Source organism: Halohasta sp. A2 (assembly GCF_056175805.1).
On sequence record NZ_JAQFWV010000069.1, the window covers coordinates 1 to 16,745 of the forward strand.

Genomic DNA, 16,745 nt, shown 5'->3' on the forward strand with positions numbered 1-16,745 from the left:
CGATCGCCAGATAGCTGAGTTTGCCTCTCTTTTTGTCAACGCTGCTGGATCGGTTGAGCAAATTATACTGCGGTGTCTTCGACCGATATCGATGACTGAGAGTGTGAGAATTCTTAGACAGGCTCTGTAATCGAAGTTATTGTGAGACTAACCCAGCAGAGAACGTTTCTCTCGACGACACCGATTACAACCATATCGACCCACAAACCTCGCAGAAGGTCAAGATATTACAGCAACGTGGCAATACTGATGACGCCGTCGTCGCAATCCCGCCCGAAGACATCCAGAAAATATTCGAGCAACCTGGGACACCGGCAATCCGAAACGAACTGTTACTCCGGTTACTCTACCAGACCGGTCTTCGGTCAGTCGAATTAGCCAATATTCGACTCCAAGATATCGACTTCGGCAAGCGAGAAATTCGAATCACTTCGGCAAAAGCTGATCCAGGCGATGAGAACTATATCCGGTATGTGTACTATCACGAGAACTTGGACTACTTGATGCGTGAGTGGGTTAAGAAGCAACGACACTCGTACCCGACTGCGGATGAGTCAAACTATCTGTTTTTAACCCAGCAAAAGCCGCAGATGCGACCGACCTACATTAGCCGGATTGTGAAAGAACAAGCCAAAGAAGCAGGCGTTAACGAGCCGATCGGTGAGGATGCAAACGGGAACACAAGATGGCTTGTGACCGCACACACGTTCCGTCACTCTATGGCCTCTCATGCCGCAAATGGGACTCATCCCGCAGATCCCGATGGAGATGGGATTCCGGTGCACATGCTGGCGAAAATTCTCGGGCACCGGAAACTGGATACAACGATGAAATACGTGTCGACCGACTGGGAGCAGATTGGAAAAGTGGTACAAGACCGTGGACCGCGATGATGCTTCATAGCCCATAACGTTACAGCCAGTGTGCAATCATCCGCCTGTGATCGATGATGGTCACTACGTCTCTGTACAATGAACAAGAATTTGTACATTGTACAAGCACACGGTCACACTACAGATTCAACATAGCCTCAGCTGTGGAGATGTGAGTAAATAGGGTATACGCTCTTGGGTAGAAGATTGTTGGTCAGTTCTCAGCAGTAGCTGGAGCAATCGTGTTGTGGAACAACTCGGTTACGTGATTCGATGCTCTACATAGAGGTTCCATCTTGCACAGGACGTTCTGATAGAATCTGTATGAGTTAGTTGGTCACCCCCGTGATCGAGCGATGGTAACCGATAAGTCACTGTTTGTATTTTATATGAGTTCAGAATTCATTTTAGCGATTAGCATACGCGTTGGATTGAACGGTAGGTGTGGTCTACGTTCAAAAAATCATAATATGAGAAATGCTTTATTCTGATATTCCTAATTTAGAATGCTGAGAGAGCCGGGGGCACCTTCGCGGGGGCAAAGTCTCTCTCAGCAATTCGACTACCGTACTAACCTTTAAAAGTATACTGGCAAAAACATTTTATTGAACCACTATCCAAAACAGAAAAGATAGTTTCAGATTAACGTCAAAGGGGAAAGCCGAGGGGGTGGGGGACAGAAACTACCTCTCTGGGGGATGAGAGTGGTAACGGTGATGGAGAAAATCAACGTCACCCGGACAGAGGTGTATCATTGATTTTCCCCATAACCGGACCTATACGCCCAAGAGTAATAACATAGCCTTCTAATAGATATGAATATCTACTGCCTGTCATTAATTATGTGCAAGACACGGTGCTGTGCATGGTCACTGAAGTGATCTATGATTTAATGTTTCAACATGGCAATTATTCATATTTAGAAGTACGCTCTTGTTGCGGAGATTGTTGGTGAGTCATAGTGCAGCGTCGAGAATGGTTTTTAGAGCTTCTTCTCCTGGTTTTCGATAGACGCGACGACGAAGCTGAAACGCTCTGAGGTACGGCGTGAGTTTGTCCTTGGAGACACCTCGATGGGGCGAGAGCCAGGATCGAACCAGCGATCCGTGGCTCTCGCAGGTGTTCACGTGAACGTCTCCATCAACGTACTCGCCGTCACCATGGACGACGTATTCACGGGTGAATGCGTCGTCCTCGTCAAGCGGTTCATACGCCCGAAAGCCGTCAGTATAGACAGTCAGCGACTCCTGTTGGCTGTCAGCCAGCAGGAGTCGAATCGTCGATTCATCGGCGGCTTTCGCTGGGATCACGTACCGCTCACCGGTGCCGCGATCAGCCAAAATAAACACAGGTGGCTTGTCCTTTTCATATGTTCCACGTCCACGCGTAGAGAGGCCACGCGAGCGCGACGGCTGGTCGCGCTCGCGGCCTTTGAGTCCTGCTTTCACGTACAGCTCGTCGATTTCAACGGGTCCTTCGAGATGTGGCAGAGGCGCGTCCAGCGCTTCCTGCGGGCGCTGGACGCGCCGATAGATCGTCTTGTAGGAAACGTCGATCTCCACGTCAAGCTGTCTGAGACTCGTGTTGAAGCGGATATAGGTGTAGACAGCGAGGAACCACTTCTTCAGAGCAATCGATGAGTGTTCAAAAACGGTGGCTGTCTGATCGTTGAACGTCCGGTCGCAATTTTTACACCGGTATCGCTGAAACACTCGATAGCTGCCGTACCGAATCACGGATTCGGCACGGCAGCGTGGGCAATAGACGCCGTCACGCCAGCGAACCTGTCGCAGCAGGTTCGCGGCTCGACGCTCCGAGACAAATGTCTTGATTGGGAACATCGTTTGTCGGGTGACACGGACGTGTCACCCTTGCCCGCTGTGACTTCCAGCTACTGCTGAGAACTGACCAACAATCCTCTACCCAAGAGCGTAGGGTATAATTAAATCCACCAAATGAATTACTTTTCATTAACCCCGTGCAAGACTGTGAGCGCATATCTCGCACAAGTAGTTGTTCAGATAGCGGTCTTCAAATCGGTCAGTACAGGGGAATTCAACTACCATCTTGGTCAGCGATCTTCCAAGTATAGATCAAAATCAGCCAGATTGAACGGTTTTGATGCGACCAAAATCCCGAACCCCAGAGGATCTGTCGTCTTGTGCACCACCGGCGCATAGGCGGGTTTATTCGACGGATTCTGTGGATAGATGTCCCACTAACGCTTTTCCTGGACGCAGCGTTACGACTAAACGACGGATGACACAACGAGTACAACTCAATGAGTGGGAGACTCTCAGTAATGAACTGCGTCGATTCGGTCAGATGGGTGCTGTGACGACTGCTGATGATCGGATTCACATCGACTTCGGCTCTGCACATATCGAGCTGTCCCGCGATGGGACGCTCCAGACGGGAATGCAATTACATGACTTTACACACGACGATATCGTTGCGGTTGTCGTGGATCACGACACTGGTACCCTCACAGTTGACGCAGATCCGGTAACCTACACGTTCAGACGGCCAGGAGGATAGTCAGGTGTCAAATAGCCGCAGTGTCTCAATATCTCTAATCACCTGTATATAACTCGCCAGTTCATCGTCCACCGTGAAGAGTTATTCAAGTGTTGACTTTTATTCGGCATGGGTGCCCATCATCTCCCGTTGACGATGGTGACTACACACTCTATATTCAACTCATATTTTCTGTCAGTCTCAGACGGTCTCGCCAGAGTGTCCTTCTTCAATGCCGATATTCTCTATCACGTGCCGTTTGATTTCTTTTTCCCGTTCGATGACGAAGTTGTCAAAGTCATCGTCGAGCAAACATTCATACGCAGATTCAGAAATGAAATGCTCCTGCAGTAGACTCTTTACTTTTTCTTCACTGCCGTGCGTCTCTTTCATTTCTTTAACGTAGTCAGAGGGCTTGTTTCGCTTGATCTTGTTATTGGTCTCGTCCAAAATCAGCGTGCGGTTCACTATTGAATCTCGATAGAGGTCAAAAGATTGTCTTTTGTCTTGATCAATTCCCTGTACCTTTTTCGGGAAGATGTGATGATCGTTGATGCGGTGGTCAGTAAAATCACCTGTCCCCAAGATGTTTCCACGATAGAAGTCTCTTGGCCCGTTCAATGCGAGCAAACAGATCACGCCATTATATCGCCCAGATCCTTTGTCAGTACTTATCAATTCGAGTTCCTCAATGAATTCAGCATCGACCTTTGCGATCTGTTCCATCGTCTTACTTTGGGAAATCCATTCTTTCCAATCTCGGAAATCGCTCCCCATTACCGTGTCTGAGGAACCACCGTAGTCTTTTGAAAAGACAGCAGCCCAGTACCACCGCTTCAGCATCGTTCGGAACTCGGGATCATCGACAGAGCAGTCGTACTCCCACAGGACAGCCGAAATAACCGGAAGCATAGTCCCGTATGGGATGTACTCTTCTCGAATTGCTCCGAAATCACGGCCGCCCGTGTTCATTAAGATTGAGCGGGCATCTTCGGCATAGTCGACAGCTGTGTTCCACAGCTCTTCGAAAGCTGCCCCCGATTCTACTAGGACTTCCTCATACCGAGTACCATCTGGTTCCTCACGTACTGTTTCTTCGCCAGGGATCAGATTGTAGAGATACTTCGAAGAACAGTAGTTCTGTTTCCGAAGCGAAATGATTTTCAGGATATTGATGTTCATACTGGAGTCCATTGATTTCAGCGTCTCGGGGACTTCGCGTTCCCAGAGACCCTTCCGTAGTTCCACTCCATACGGGTACAGGAACGCATTCATCAGATCAAAGGTGGACAGTGTCATTCCGCTCGCATTCACCTTAGCGAAAATATTGCAGATGTCCCTGATGTCTCGTTCAGAGCTAAGTGGGTAATGGACGAAGTTGTAGTTGAGAATTCGCTGGAACATATCCCTAACTTTGAACTCGATCACGTCCTCTGGCAGAACGTCTGAGTGCTCTTCGATGAAGCGCTTTGACCACTGGTTAAATTCCCTGGAGTTAATGTAGCTATTATCCGGATTCTCCGGATCTGTAGCTGACAAAACACAGAGTGGAACTCTCCCTTCCTCAATCCACTCGTCACGATCCTTCAAATCATCCCAGTCACGATGATGTCTGAAGTACTTGTAGGGTATCGCTTCGTCGTACTCCTCATTCAGCGCTTTCACCAAGTCAAGATAGAAAACGTAGTAGGACTTCCGGCTGGGGAACTTCTTCTCCGGATTATAAATCGCGTAGTAGAGTGACGACAACCTCTGTTGACCATCCAGCACGGCCTGTTGAGGAATACCCTCAATAGAAGCGCCCGGCCTTGTTTAGACGATTAGGCTCGGTCGGTCTGGAGGGTGTATCACTAGTATCGCTTTGCTAGCAGCTTCTAAGAAGTACCAAATTTACTAGGAACTGAAGCGGGATGGAATGGGTGTGCAAACCAAGACCTCCCGCTTCGCAGAGACAATTGTATCGCTCTCCAAAAAAGCCGTCGCTGGTGAGCCAGCTCCGGCATATCGACCCGGAAAAGGCGGGTATGCCGATTGGGTAATTCTAGCCGTTCAGGGGTTCAAAGAGTATCTCAATCACGATTACAGAAAGCTGATGGATGTACTGCGAGAAATGCCAAGAGTTGCCCAATCACTTGATTTAACGGTTGAAACGCTTCCTCACTTCTCGACGATCTGTGCGCGGAAGCAAGAGATTCCGATGAAGCGGTGGCGAGCGATGCTCGACGCGTCGGTTGAACTGTACGATCTCGGAGATGTACAAGCAATCGACGCAACGGGCGTCGATCGTGTCCAAGCGAGCCAGCACTACGCGAAACGGACAGACTACACGTTTGAGGCGGTAAAGACCACGCTGCTCATCGATTGTGAAACGAGTGCAATTCTAGACATACACTGTTCGACGAAACAACCACACGATACACAGGTCGGCTGGCAGGTGCTCGTGCGGAATCTTGGAAAGCTGACGGCTGTGGCGGCGGATAAAGGATACGACTGGGAAGCACTCCGGACGAAGTTACGCTCTGAAAATATCACACCGCTTATTCCGCAACGCGGCCCCGGTTTGCGGGGATGGGCGAGAAACTTGCTCATTTTTGATGGGGCGTATCACCAGCGCTCGAACGCTGAGTCGGTGTTTTTCGGATTACGGCAGCGATACGGTGAGACGCTGTGGGCGAGAACGTGGTTCGGACAGTTCCGAGAACTTGTCATGAAATCAGCGGTGCGAAACATCGAACGCGCAATCGAGGAGTCAAACCGATGAATTCGGGCGTCTAAACAACGCCGAAGCGCCCCATACAGGATCCCACTCCTCTTGTTCTGCTTTAGTTTCGAGGGTGTCATAGAAGTGTTCACATGGTTTGTTGAATCAACTCTAACGAATTGAAAACGCCGTACACTTGGTGCACGCTATTCTTAGCTTGTCGTAGCTATGGCGAAAGAGAAGTTCGGAGTCGCTGTTGACGAGGAAATCGTGCGAGAACTAGATGAATTGGTCGCTAAATGTGACGATCTCGGAGTCAGCCGCTCCGAGATCGTCGAAGCCATCCTCACAGCATTCGTTCAATCCGAGACGAATCACGTTAAACAGGTTCGAGAGATCATTATTCGGACACGAAAAGGTACTCTCTAACAGATTTTAAACGTCGTGCACCTTGTGCACGCATCTCTAAGGAAGTAAACCGTTATAATAGTAACTTAACTGACTATAGTGTGTGAAGAGTTCTATGACACGCTCTTAGTTTCGTCTAGATCCCAGAATAGAAGCAAGCCCGTGTAATAATCTTGAAGTATCGACTGAAAAAGCTCTGATGCCATCGAGGGCTCCCACTCGAATCCCCGCTGAAAGTAGGGGATAACGAAGTCTCCAGAATCAACATCCCTCATCAACTCACTCACGTTTTTCGTCCCAGGATTCTCTGATTTAACCATACCTTCCCCATCACTCGAATAATTGTTATATCTTGTCGTGACTCTTGCAGAGTCGATGAACCTACCAACGATGACGAGGTTCGTCAAGTGGCACGTATAGTATATACTTAGGAGGTGACGAACCGGCCTACTCTGACTTTGGAGTTATTCGCTCTATCTATAATCTGGTACTGTGACTAGCAAAGTTGTGACCAAGCTACTCCCCAAAGTAATCGTCAGCAATACTCGACAAGGAGTCATCTGGGTGAGACTGTGGTCTGGTCTCACGTGATCCGGTCTTACGGGCGAGTTCACGTATTCGCTCAATATCAGCATCGTCGATTTGGGTGATGTTGAACCCCTCTTGACCACAGTACTGCACCTTCTCAGAGAGTCTTCCAGCCTTGATCTCGGACTGTATGTCTCCGTAGGATACCTTCGGGATTACTTCCTTAACCGCTGAAAAGGTGAGCCGGGCTCCGTCCGCGTCGTCGAGAGAGACATCCTCAACAGTCAAGATGTGGCTGAGGCACGCGCCGTGTTCATCCACGCTACTAGTACAGTAGAGCAAGATTTGATCACCTGGCTCGACGCACAGCCACGCTTCCTGACGGCCGAACCCGTCCCGCTTCCAGTATGGACTGGCGTTGAAGTATTCGCCGTGTTTGAGCGGTTCGTCACAGAAACGAGGACCTTGCGCGCCTGCTATGTACTCCGGTTGTGCCTTCTCCTCAATAACATGGCCGCTGACTTGGATCAAAAAGGCCGACATACTATTATTTGGATATACGTCGAACCTCTTTACTGAAATATACATCCCAAAATACGCAACTATCGGTTACCACTACCGATTGATTCGGCCTGATAGTCGAAATGCTACTTACTCGTTGAAATTTCTAACAGCTCAGAGGGGAGTTCAGATAGCCGAGCAAGGAACAATGCACGTATCGACCATCGCTAAGTCACCATCACCGGTTGTACTGAGCGATAGATACAGAGAATGTATGCAACATCGTCCCCACAATCGGCATATTAGTCAAACTGATCAAATCCACGGAATCGATTGTTTCCCCAAGTCTCGGTGGTGGAGTCGACTCCGAGTCACATGGCCGCACGCCACGCCTCAACTTAGTCGGCTACACTCCTTGGGTCGAATCAGCGCTCAAAATGAAATAAGTTGTTCTCCACTTCTGCTCGAAGCTGTGTTGGCTCATCTCTCTTTCTCTCGATGGAGTTGCGAACTTAGCGCAGACACTAAGTCCGACATCTGGGCCTTTACGGAATGGTGGCTTTCCACCCATGCCCCTTGGGCTTGTGACCGGCTTGATCTGTCGGAGTACACGATACAAAAGTACTACGACTACCGAATCCACGAAGAGAAGATGGCCGCACAGAAGGTCGCAATGGAGTTAGTGAACAAAGACAATGCCTGGTAGGGAGAACAATTGGGTTAAAGGGTCTCCTTGAGTGGGAGCTCCGTCTCCAGTTGGCATTGTATGCGGTCCAATCGATCTTCTACAAAATCCGGGTAGTTCTGATACTCGTGGAGACTCGGATCCTCTGGTATCCGGTGTTCATTGAAGTACTCCTCTCTGTCGCAATAGGAATCGACGTTTCCGTCGTCAATCCGATCAAGCCAATCGGTTAGATTCCGGTCACTCTTCGATTGGTTCTCCGTCGGACTGAGGAGCTGTAGGTTGGCAATATGGTCGCGGTTGTCCTTGAACCAGTCAATTCGCTCAGGCTCAACACCGTTCTCCTTGAGGAACTCTTCGTCTCCTAGCTTCCCTCTCGGGAAGATATGGTCCACTTCGTATCGTTTGTGCCCCGCTCGGCGATTCTCGTAGAGGTGAGTGAGGAGCACGTTCTTGCGCGAGCCCGACCGATAGTCCACCTCCTCAAGCAACTCGGCGAGTACCTCGGTGTCGAGCTTGACGACTGCACCGCTCCCTCGTAAGTCGTCCAGAATCTCTGTCGCGGGGAATGCGTCCCCTTCGGCCTCCTCAATGTGTCCTCTAGCTGTTTTCAGTACTCTCTCCGAGCCGATGTTCCCGAACACACCGTTCAGAACTGTGGTCGCAAGCCAGTAGTGAATGACTGAATCGGTGGGCGTCAAGGAGCGGTCATTTTGATACAGATACTGGATGACAGGTGAAACAACGTTCTTGCTGGACAGGGCCCCGTTATGAAATCCGAGGTCTGAGGAAAGCCTGAATGCGTCACGGATCGCTTGCTCGAACTCTTCGTCTTGGAAGATGGTTTCTGCCTCACGCAGATCGTCACCATCGTATCGCCCATTTCGACGGAAGGCGGGACGCTCCCCAGAGAACAGGAGGAGCGTCCGGAGAACGAAGTTCTTTCCGAATGAGAATCCCCACTCGGAAAGTTCCTCGTCTCCGGATAGCCTTTCGGTGAACTGCTCTATCTGCTTTTTCGCGTCGGTCGGACCGCCGTCTTCATCGACCTTCTCCCAGTAACCAGTTAGCAGAGCAAGCAATATGTCGACTCCACTCAGAACCTTTCCGCCCTTGTTTCGGCGGATGAACAGCTCCCTGGCTGTCTTTTCGTCTGTGAATGTTCGTTCGTAGAGGATAGATTTTCGCTGGTTCACTCCCCACCAGAGCCGTTCCAAGTTCGACTTGACTCGGGGATGGTCATCGGAATCAACTTTGGCTTCTATTTTGGGAAGCGTTTTATCGATCAAATTGTCTTTTCCGACGAACGAGTCGTGATTGAGTTCATCCGTATCGTCCACTAGTTCGTTGACTGGGAACCAGTAGCAGTCACCCGACTCGCTCAACCCGCCGGATTTCCTGAAATCGAACTCATACACGAGATCGCGATCATGCTCGCTGGTCTGGTCTCCCGACAGTAAGTCGAGGTACAACTTCCGCTGGTTCCATGCGCCACGGTTGCTGACCCATCCCCCGTGCTTCCGCGTCGTGAAGCTCCCGGTCAAACTGAGGTAGAAGGAAGTCAGGCGCTGTTGACCATCAAGCACAAGGGAGTACGAGTCAGGTAGTTCTTCGAAATCGAACCGTTGGCTATACCGTTGGATATGGTCCTCAAACGAGAACGCCCGCGAGTCCACGTAATGCTGGATGAACGAGTAGGCTGGCTCCCTCCGTGGTCCGTCTTTCTTCTCATTCCAGATTAAGAGCGACCCGAGAGGCAATCCTCGAAGAAGAGAGTCCCACAGCATCTTGATTTGATTCTGGCTCCAGCAGTAATCTCGTTGGAGACAGGGAATGAATATTGAGTCGTTCAGGCGTGGGAGAATCTCGCAAATCCATTTCGTCTCCGAGGTTTGCTCCTCCATCATTGCGATGCAGAGGAATTATAATCGGATCGTAATATTGCCACCGAAACCATTTCGTTGAGGAATCTGGGATGAAATCCTTTGGCATTAACATAATCAGCGTGCGGGGTACATAGCAGTATACAGCATACTTCTATCAGAAGATAGTGTTGAGTTACTTCAACTGAACACAAAGAATTAGTGCAGCTCGACGACAACGCTTGTTTCAAGTCGAAAGCAGTGAACCACGCGCTCACTACACAATAGGCAAATACTGATAATCTACTGGGAATGGATTTGAAGCTGGTTCCGATAACTTGCCCTGTAATGGGCGATCACCACTTTCGTAGATTGGTCACAATCTCGTGGGTCCAGCCGTGACTACGTCGGCCGTAGTTTGTTCTCCACCGGTTCGTAGAGTTCCCCACTCTGTGTTAGCTTATTGATTGTTTTCTCGGCTCTTTGAGGAACGAATCCCCTTTCAAACATTTCCTGAATAACTTTCTTGACGGGCACTCCGTCCGCAAACTCGTTGGTCAAATCAGAGACGATGGAGATAACTGCTTTCTCACGTTCGCGCTGAGACATTGATCTCCCTGTCTCGACTATGTCCACATCAAGCTCTCCAGTATCTGGATCAATTCCGACATCCTCTAGCGAGCGTTTGACCAACTCTATCGTGTACCTGACATCGATATCCTCAATAACATCTGAATGTCGGGCACGGGCACTCGCCGCTGCCAACCTCACCATTCCCTCAAGCTGTCGTGGCGTTATCGGGACTGGTTTGTCATCACTGTCAGCAGCACTTCTTACCTCTTGGTAGAACTGACTGAGCTTCTTGCCCTGTTCGTTGGGAAGCTTTGGGATATGCGAATCCGCTTCGGCAACCCAAGCTTGGAGGAATTCAGTGGCATCTGATTTCCCCTTGTCATTAGTAGCGTTTTCTTCTGAAAACGCCTCGCTGAACTTCGATATTACAGCGTCCGCGACGCACTCATCGTGAGCCTCATCCCCGTCGTCTACCATTGTAATGATCAGATCGAACCGGGAGAGGAGAGACGGTGGCAAATCCAGCTGAGATGCGACCGATTCATACTCGTCCCAGCGACCGTATTTCGGGTTGGCAGTCGCTAGTACGCTCGTCTCTGCCGGGAACGTAACACTTTGATCAGCAACAGAAACGGAGACCCGTTGTGATTCGAGCGGGTTGTGCAGCTCGTTCACAGCATCATCGTCGACCTTATCGAGTTCGTCGATGACCAGAAGTCCTCCACTCGCTCGGACGATGGCTCCTGCCTTCACCGTCCAACCGTTGAGATCGGTATTGGTCGCCGCCGCAGTCAGACCAACACCGGTGACACGTGTGGAGACAAACTCGGAACACGGGACGATATCTGCGGCGAGTTCAGCAACATCGGTTTTTCCCGTACTCGGGTCACCGCAAGCAAATAGGTGGATGTTACCACGAACACTTCCATCAACCGATGCCGGGGCACACGCTTGGAACAGAACGGCCATCTTGAGCATCCGAAGGTCAGAACCTTTCGGTGCGTACATAGACGGGAGCATCTTTGAGTCGACAATCGTGTCGATGGGATCGTCTTCTTGTTCAACAGTCTCTATTTCATCCCGATAGGACTCAATGTCGACCCCTGTTTCATCAGCAAGTACGATGTCACTGGCTTCCAGCAGGTACGGCCGCTCCCAGTCAGCGGTATCTTTTGTGGTCAGGTAGCCGGTGATAACAACCCGTTGCCCGACCGACCCGGTATACTCGCCTGCTAGATCTCCAGTTACCGATACGGTGAGGTTCTCAACGCCATCGCTGGCATGTTCCGGTGGAGTTTGAAGCTTCAGCTTCTGGTAGTCGATCAGGTCTGACTTGTTTTCATTGAGCACGAACGGACCCTCCCGCTCGCAGCCACTGCAATCATGAGGCTCCTCTAAGTCATCGGAGGTGACTTTTTGCTCAATGACATTTTTGGTTCCGCATCGCCCACACACGAATACACCCGTATTAACAACCGGCGTGACGCCAGTTGTAAGATCGACTTGGCCTTCAATGGCGTGGAGCTGTTCCGTCTCGTTTGGTGAATATTCACCGACTAATCGTCGATCTTCAACATCCACCCATCGGATGGAAATTTCTTGAGCTGAGACATTCTTATTGATGATTAGTTCCAACAATGATTTGAGGCCCTTTACGTTGGGTTTGCTCCCATTTTCGATAACATGTGGCTGGTCGATAAGGTCATAATACAACTCAGAGTTGTATTCTTTCAGCGTTGTGGCTGACAGCTGGATCCACGTCTCACTAGTAAGCCGGTCCAGGAACGCTTTAATCTCATTCTCGTGGTATTCTGTGAGCCAATCGTAGAGTAATTGATCCACCTTGGGAAGTGACTCTTCTTCCGATTCGGATATCCACCGACCAATCTTTGAGGCTTCTCGATCACTCTTCGTCATCGTCAACACCTCCTAGCACCCGAAGACCGGAGTCGGTGGATGGGTCCGAATTATTACTCGTTGAGAGGTCCCATTTGAGTTGCCGCGGTGCAATATTGATGCCTTGCTCGGTGACTCGTGAGCGGACATCGTGGCAAACTTGATCGATTGCCTCGTCAGTAGCGACGCCATCATTTTGGATCTTAGCTGCGGCTTTTAGTTCGCTCATTTGTGAGGCGATCCCAAGTGAGGGGTTCTCTACGAGCGTCTCAATCATGGAGTTAAGCACTTCTTCGTATGATCTCCTGTCTTCTTCCTGCTGCTCGATTTTGGAGCGTAGCCGACGCTTCTGGTCTTCTAGTTCATCTCGCTCGTCTTTCAGAGATTGAATGTGGGTGTTGATTTCCGTGATTTCTGCTTCGAGTTCTTCTTCCTGCCGACGCATCGCGGCGATAGTGTCATTTTCGATACCCAAGCGCATATTGAGAGCCTCGGTAATCGTTTTCCACATGTCTTCATCCCGAGACTTGAGTTCTTGCTTTAGCTCAACGGGAATTTCGATGTGAATGCTTTCACGAGTTTCCCGTGACATCTAAGCGCTCACCTCACGTGGCTGTCGGGAAGGTCCGCAGCAAGTACGATTGCTTGTATATGTGTTACGCGTGTGCGCACGTTCGCACGCGGACTTCACATGGTGAATTCGTCTTCGTTGTGTTCGAACTGTTTCAGTTCTTTCTTCAAACATTGCACCTACAGATTGGGAGGGGTGGTATCGCTGGATTGCTCCGTGCCCTTCCCCCCGCCGACAGATTTATATACCCACTTAGAATGTTCTCTGGATGTGCGAGACGCAGGACGTATGCACGGAGAATTGTTCTCCAAGGTGCCGAAGCTCGGACCTGGATTAACTTCGTCGATTCCGACATCGCAAGAGAGCCATGGTCCACCACTTGAACTCGATGTTAAGGAAAATCAAAATCTCAATTCGAAGTACGTGTTCTCAGGAGTACAGCGCGAGCTGATCAAAACTGGAGACGTCAGTAACCGGTCGAAACGAAACAAAGGTGTTCTGCAGAAACGAGATCGTCTCCCGGATCGCATACAGCACCTTATTGAGGACGTTGCACTCCTTCATAACACGCCATACCTGTCGAACGATAATTGGGAGTCCGGGAGAGTGGAGAGAAAACGTACACAGTCAGTATGGGCTGATCTCCAACGAAAGTTAGGCTCAAGCAATGAAGAAACGAGCCTTGAAGACCTATCGCCTGAAGAGAGGGAAGTCAAACAATATAAGTCTCCCTTTAATAGCAACTCAGATCTCTGGGAGGAGTTGATTTCAGTCGTCCCACGGGGACAGCAAGTCCGGGATGACGTGTTTTTCCATGGTGCTTCTGTCGCATCAAGAGAAACCCAGTTTGGATACGAGATCGGTAGTCTATTGCGCATCTTGCGGCCAGATCATGATGAGGACATTCCAGGCGTTGATTTGATCTGGGGTTTTCTGTTAGCGTTTATCGGACAACCACGTGACGAGCTGGATCAAGAGCGAGAGATACTGGATGAGTTTATTACAGCCATGAGAGACAATCACGAATCTCGAAAGAACGATGCCAAACGAACAATGGATCTGGACGATGACACAGAATTCATTGATCCAGCCGAGAAATTGACTGCCGAGGCTATCAAAGAAGCAGGGTTTGAACCGCATTCGATACTTGTTCAGGAAGTCCTTTATCACCAACCGATTTTAGAGAACGACACGCATCACAAGAATGCGGTCAAGCAACTCGTCCGCAAGATTGCAGATACCGTACCGCTTCGGCCGGTCGATACATTATATACTCGGCTAACTCAAGATCTATCCACTCTCAAATCACGAAGCGCACCTGGTATTGAATCGGCTAAGTTGGTCATTGAGGGACATATGACCCAAGATGACACGGAAGATTCTGAGACAGATAGAGTTTCTATTCCGGAATTGGCAAGAAAAAAGAGCGTTACTATTGCGAAGGTGATCAACGCCGATAACAGCGTGGTTGTGACGATATTGAATAGGCTATCTGATGATGTGAATGGGGAGCTCTGGACTACGACACCGATTTTCGAGAAAAAAGACGATGGATGGCGGTTTACCCCCTATGGCAAATTGCTTGCTCACGTGCTTCATCGGCGTCAGGGAGACGCCGACATCCTATATTGGTTCGCGCTTGGACCCGAAGAAGTCACGCTATACGAGCGAACTCTGATTACTGACGTACTTGCCGCAGATGAGAACATTCCTGTGAGACCTCTCGGGTGATGCTTTTCGGGGTGCTAGAAATGCGGATATGTATGTTTCCAACAATAACCTTAGGGACCTCAGGGACGTCGACTGAGAAGTTGTCATGGACAGATAGTCAAGACAAGACGGTTACAACTGAGTTACATAGTTCATACCCAGTCGGTGTTTTCCCTCATTTGCCGTATTTTCTAATCAGGTTAAGACATAAAGCGCTCAACTGGGGTGTCGGTATCTGACTCATGTCCAAAACACCATCCTAGAAGGTGAAATCTCCGAGAGTGATTTAGCAACGTTGCAAAAACAGATTAGCGATCTACTTGAGTCAGGTAAGTCGACGATTATCTACGAGCTGTCCTCTGTTACACTGCTCAATCGTACGGTCTACGGTGAGAACCCCACCGAAGACCAACATTTTCTCTATGTTTCGGTCGACCCCCTGGGGTAACAGGGGTATTGCAGGTCGACGGAACATCTTTGTTGTAGCACCCCGGTAGAACGTCTATGCCCCGTATATCGGGCATGGTTTCAGACGAACTCTCGTGAGGTTGAAGCGACACCTACGGCGAGAACGATCCGATGGACGATGAGTTTCAGACGAACTCTCGTGAGGTTGAAGCGGTATGCTGGTTTTCATCCCTCCACTTTCTGAAAACGTTTCAGACGAACTCTCGTGAGGTTGAAGCCTCATATTCTTCGCCATCTGAATCAGAATATCCCTCGTTTCAGACGAACTCTCGTGAGGTTGAAGCGTCTTCTCTGTCAATCCACCCGTAGACGTCGACAAGGTTTCAGACGAACTCTCGTGAGGTTGAAGCCAGCTATGACACAGCACAGTGAACGACAGCGACCGGGTTTCAGACGAACTCTCGTGAGGTTGAAGCCTCAATGAGCGACCCGCCGCACTCATCACAAGTATGGTTTCAGACGAACTCTCGTGAGGTTGAAGCAGTGGTTGAGCATCGGATAGGTGGTGCCCAATGGTTTCAGACGAACTCTCGTGAGGTTGAAGCACCCGTCTGGGGTACTTCATTAGCAGCACCACACCGGTTTCAGACGAACTCTCGTGAGGTTGAAGCTTGACGTTCTGACACGCATCGGCTACATACAAACGTGTTTCAGACGAACTCTCGTGAGGTTGAAGCTTCTTTAGAAGGCCAGAACGCGGAACGTCACCCGTGTTTCAGACGAACTCTCGTGAGGTTGAAGCGCCTGCTTGTCTGAGTGTCGATACCTCGCCGCGGTGTTTCAGACGAACTCTCGTGAGGTTGAAGCTGAGCGCCGAACAGGAGGACGAGCACGAGAGCGAGTTTCAGACGAACTCTCGTGAGGTTGAAGCGCACGTTTCTGTATCCCAAATCATAATTCAACCACGGTTTCAGACGAACTCTCGTGAGGTTGAAGCCTGTAACCCCACCCGTGCAAAGGCAACCGCTGCACGTTTCAGACGAACTCTCGTGAGGTTGAAGCTCACCATCGTAATCACCTGCAACGACATACTCTGGTGTTTCAGACGAACTCTCGTGAGGTTGAAGCAGTTTGTTGGCGCGGCACTCGAAAACCGAATCAACCGGTTTCAGACGAACTCTCGTGAGGTTGAAGCAACGTCCACACAGTCGTCCCCTACCTTGACCTTGCCGTTTCAGACGAACTCTCGTGAGGTTGAAGCATCTATTTTGGGAGTTATGACACCGGTTCTTGCAGCAGTTTCAGACGAACTCTCGTGAGGTTGAAGCACATTGTTTGAGTGCAAGTCGTGTGTCCAAATCTCTGTTTCAGAGGCTGTGTTGAATCACTAGCACTACTTCTGGGGTTAATCCGGCAAGCTGATTGCCACGGCTGAAGAAAGAGAGCAATGAAAGAACTTGCACACGACCACGGAGATGCCGCAGGGTTTCTCAGAAGGTATCAAGCGTGTTTC

General features: G+C 49.8%; 13 protein-coding genes and 1 CRISPR repeat array. Of the genes, 6 read left to right on the forward strand and 7 right to left on the reverse strand.

What is annotated here, in order from left to right; all coding sequences use genetic code 11:
- The first annotated feature begins 281 nt into the window (after nt 1-281).
- Nucleotides 282-893, forward strand: a complete 612-nt coding sequence (locus tag O2S87_RS15025) for a tyrosine-type recombinase/integrase (protein WP_475409601.1) — start codon at nt 282-284, stop codon at nt 891-893.
- Nucleotides 894-1,828: 935 nt separating this feature from the next.
- On the opposite strand, the gene O2S87_RS15030 is transcribed toward O2S87_RS15025, so the two are convergent.
- Entirely contained in the window at nt 1,829-2,713 is an 885-nt protein-coding gene (locus tag O2S87_RS15030; protein WP_475409592.1) for an IS1595 family transposase, read from the reverse strand.
- A 418-nt stretch (nt 2,714-3,131) separates the two neighbouring features.
- On the opposite strand from O2S87_RS15030, the gene O2S87_RS15035 reads away from it, so the two are divergent.
- Nucleotides 3,132-3,410, forward strand: coding sequence for a hypothetical protein (locus tag O2S87_RS15035; RefSeq protein ID WP_475409593.1), 279 nt, complete (start codon nt 3,132-3,134; stop codon nt 3,408-3,410).
- A gap of 180 nt (nt 3,411-3,590) precedes the next feature.
- On the opposite strand, the gene O2S87_RS15040 is transcribed toward O2S87_RS15035, so the two are convergent.
- The gene (locus tag O2S87_RS15040) at nt 3,591-5,183 is read right to left on the reverse strand and encodes a GmrSD restriction endonuclease domain-containing protein (protein WP_475409602.1); all 1,593 of its coding nucleotides are present in this window, start codon (nt 5,181-5,183) and stop codon (nt 3,591-3,593) included.
- Nucleotides 5,184-5,310: 127 nt separating this feature from the next.
- Between O2S87_RS15040 and O2S87_RS15045 the strand changes: the two genes are divergently transcribed.
- Together O2S87_RS15045 and O2S87_RS15050 are read left to right on the forward strand one after the other, a co-directional pair.
- Nucleotides 5,311-6,150: an IS5 family transposase gene (locus O2S87_RS15045; RefSeq protein ID WP_475409594.1), complete on the forward strand. Its 840-nt coding sequence runs from the start codon at nt 5,311-5,313 to the stop codon at nt 6,148-6,150.
- Nucleotides 6,151-6,318: 168 nt separating this feature from the next.
- On the forward strand, nt 6,319-6,519 hold the full coding sequence (locus O2S87_RS15050) for a ribbon-helix-helix protein, CopG family (protein ID WP_475407374.1): 201 nt from the start codon (nt 6,319-6,321) through the stop codon (nt 6,517-6,519).
- A gap of 92 nt (nt 6,520-6,611) precedes the next feature.
- On the opposite strand, the gene O2S87_RS15055 is transcribed toward O2S87_RS15050, so the two are convergent.
- The 5 genes from O2S87_RS15055 to O2S87_RS15075 form a co-directional block, all read right to left on the reverse strand.
- Nucleotides 6,612-6,818, reverse strand: coding sequence for a DUF262 domain-containing protein (locus O2S87_RS15055; protein WP_475409595.1), 207 nt, complete (start codon nt 6,816-6,818; stop codon nt 6,612-6,614).
- A 196-nt stretch (nt 6,819-7,014) separates the two neighbouring features.
- Complete coding sequence (locus tag O2S87_RS15060; RefSeq protein ID WP_475409596.1) at nt 7,015-7,614, reverse strand: hypothetical protein; 600 nt, start codon at nt 7,612-7,614, stop codon at nt 7,015-7,017.
- A 633-nt stretch (nt 7,615-8,247) separates the two neighbouring features.
- Complete coding sequence (locus tag O2S87_RS15065; protein ID WP_475409597.1) at nt 8,248-10,119, reverse strand: DUF262 domain-containing protein; 1,872 nt, start codon at nt 10,117-10,119, stop codon at nt 8,248-8,250.
- 357 nt (nt 10,120-10,476) lie between these two features.
- Entirely contained in the window at nt 10,477-12,564 is a 2,088-nt protein-coding gene (locus O2S87_RS15070; RefSeq protein WP_475409598.1) for an ATP-binding protein, read from the reverse strand.
- Complete coding sequence (locus O2S87_RS15075) at nt 12,551-13,135, reverse strand: hypothetical protein (protein WP_475409599.1); 585 nt, start codon at nt 13,133-13,135, stop codon at nt 12,551-12,553. The genes O2S87_RS15070 and O2S87_RS15075 overlap by 14 nt, the downstream gene beginning before the upstream one ends.
- Nucleotides 13,136-13,384: 249 nt before the next feature.
- On the opposite strand from O2S87_RS15075, the gene O2S87_RS15080 reads away from it, so the two are divergent.
- Together O2S87_RS15080 and O2S87_RS15085 are read left to right on the forward strand one after the other, a co-directional pair.
- On the forward strand, nt 13,385-14,845 hold the full coding sequence (locus O2S87_RS15080) for a hypothetical protein (protein ID WP_475409600.1): 1,461 nt from the start codon (nt 13,385-13,387) through the stop codon (nt 14,843-14,845).
- A 199-nt stretch (nt 14,846-15,044) separates the two neighbouring features.
- Nucleotides 15,045-15,272 (forward strand): CRISPR-associated endonuclease Cas2, encoded by a 228-nt coding sequence (locus O2S87_RS15085; RefSeq protein ID WP_475409603.1) that lies wholly within the window; start codon nt 15,045-15,047, stop codon nt 15,270-15,272.
- Between the two features lie 77 nt (nt 15,273-15,349).
- Nucleotides 15,350-16,560: a CRISPR direct-repeat array (repeat unit 30 nt; unit sequence GTTTCAGACGAACTCTCGTGAGGTTGAAGC).
- Nucleotides 16,561-16,745: the final 185 nt, after the last annotated feature.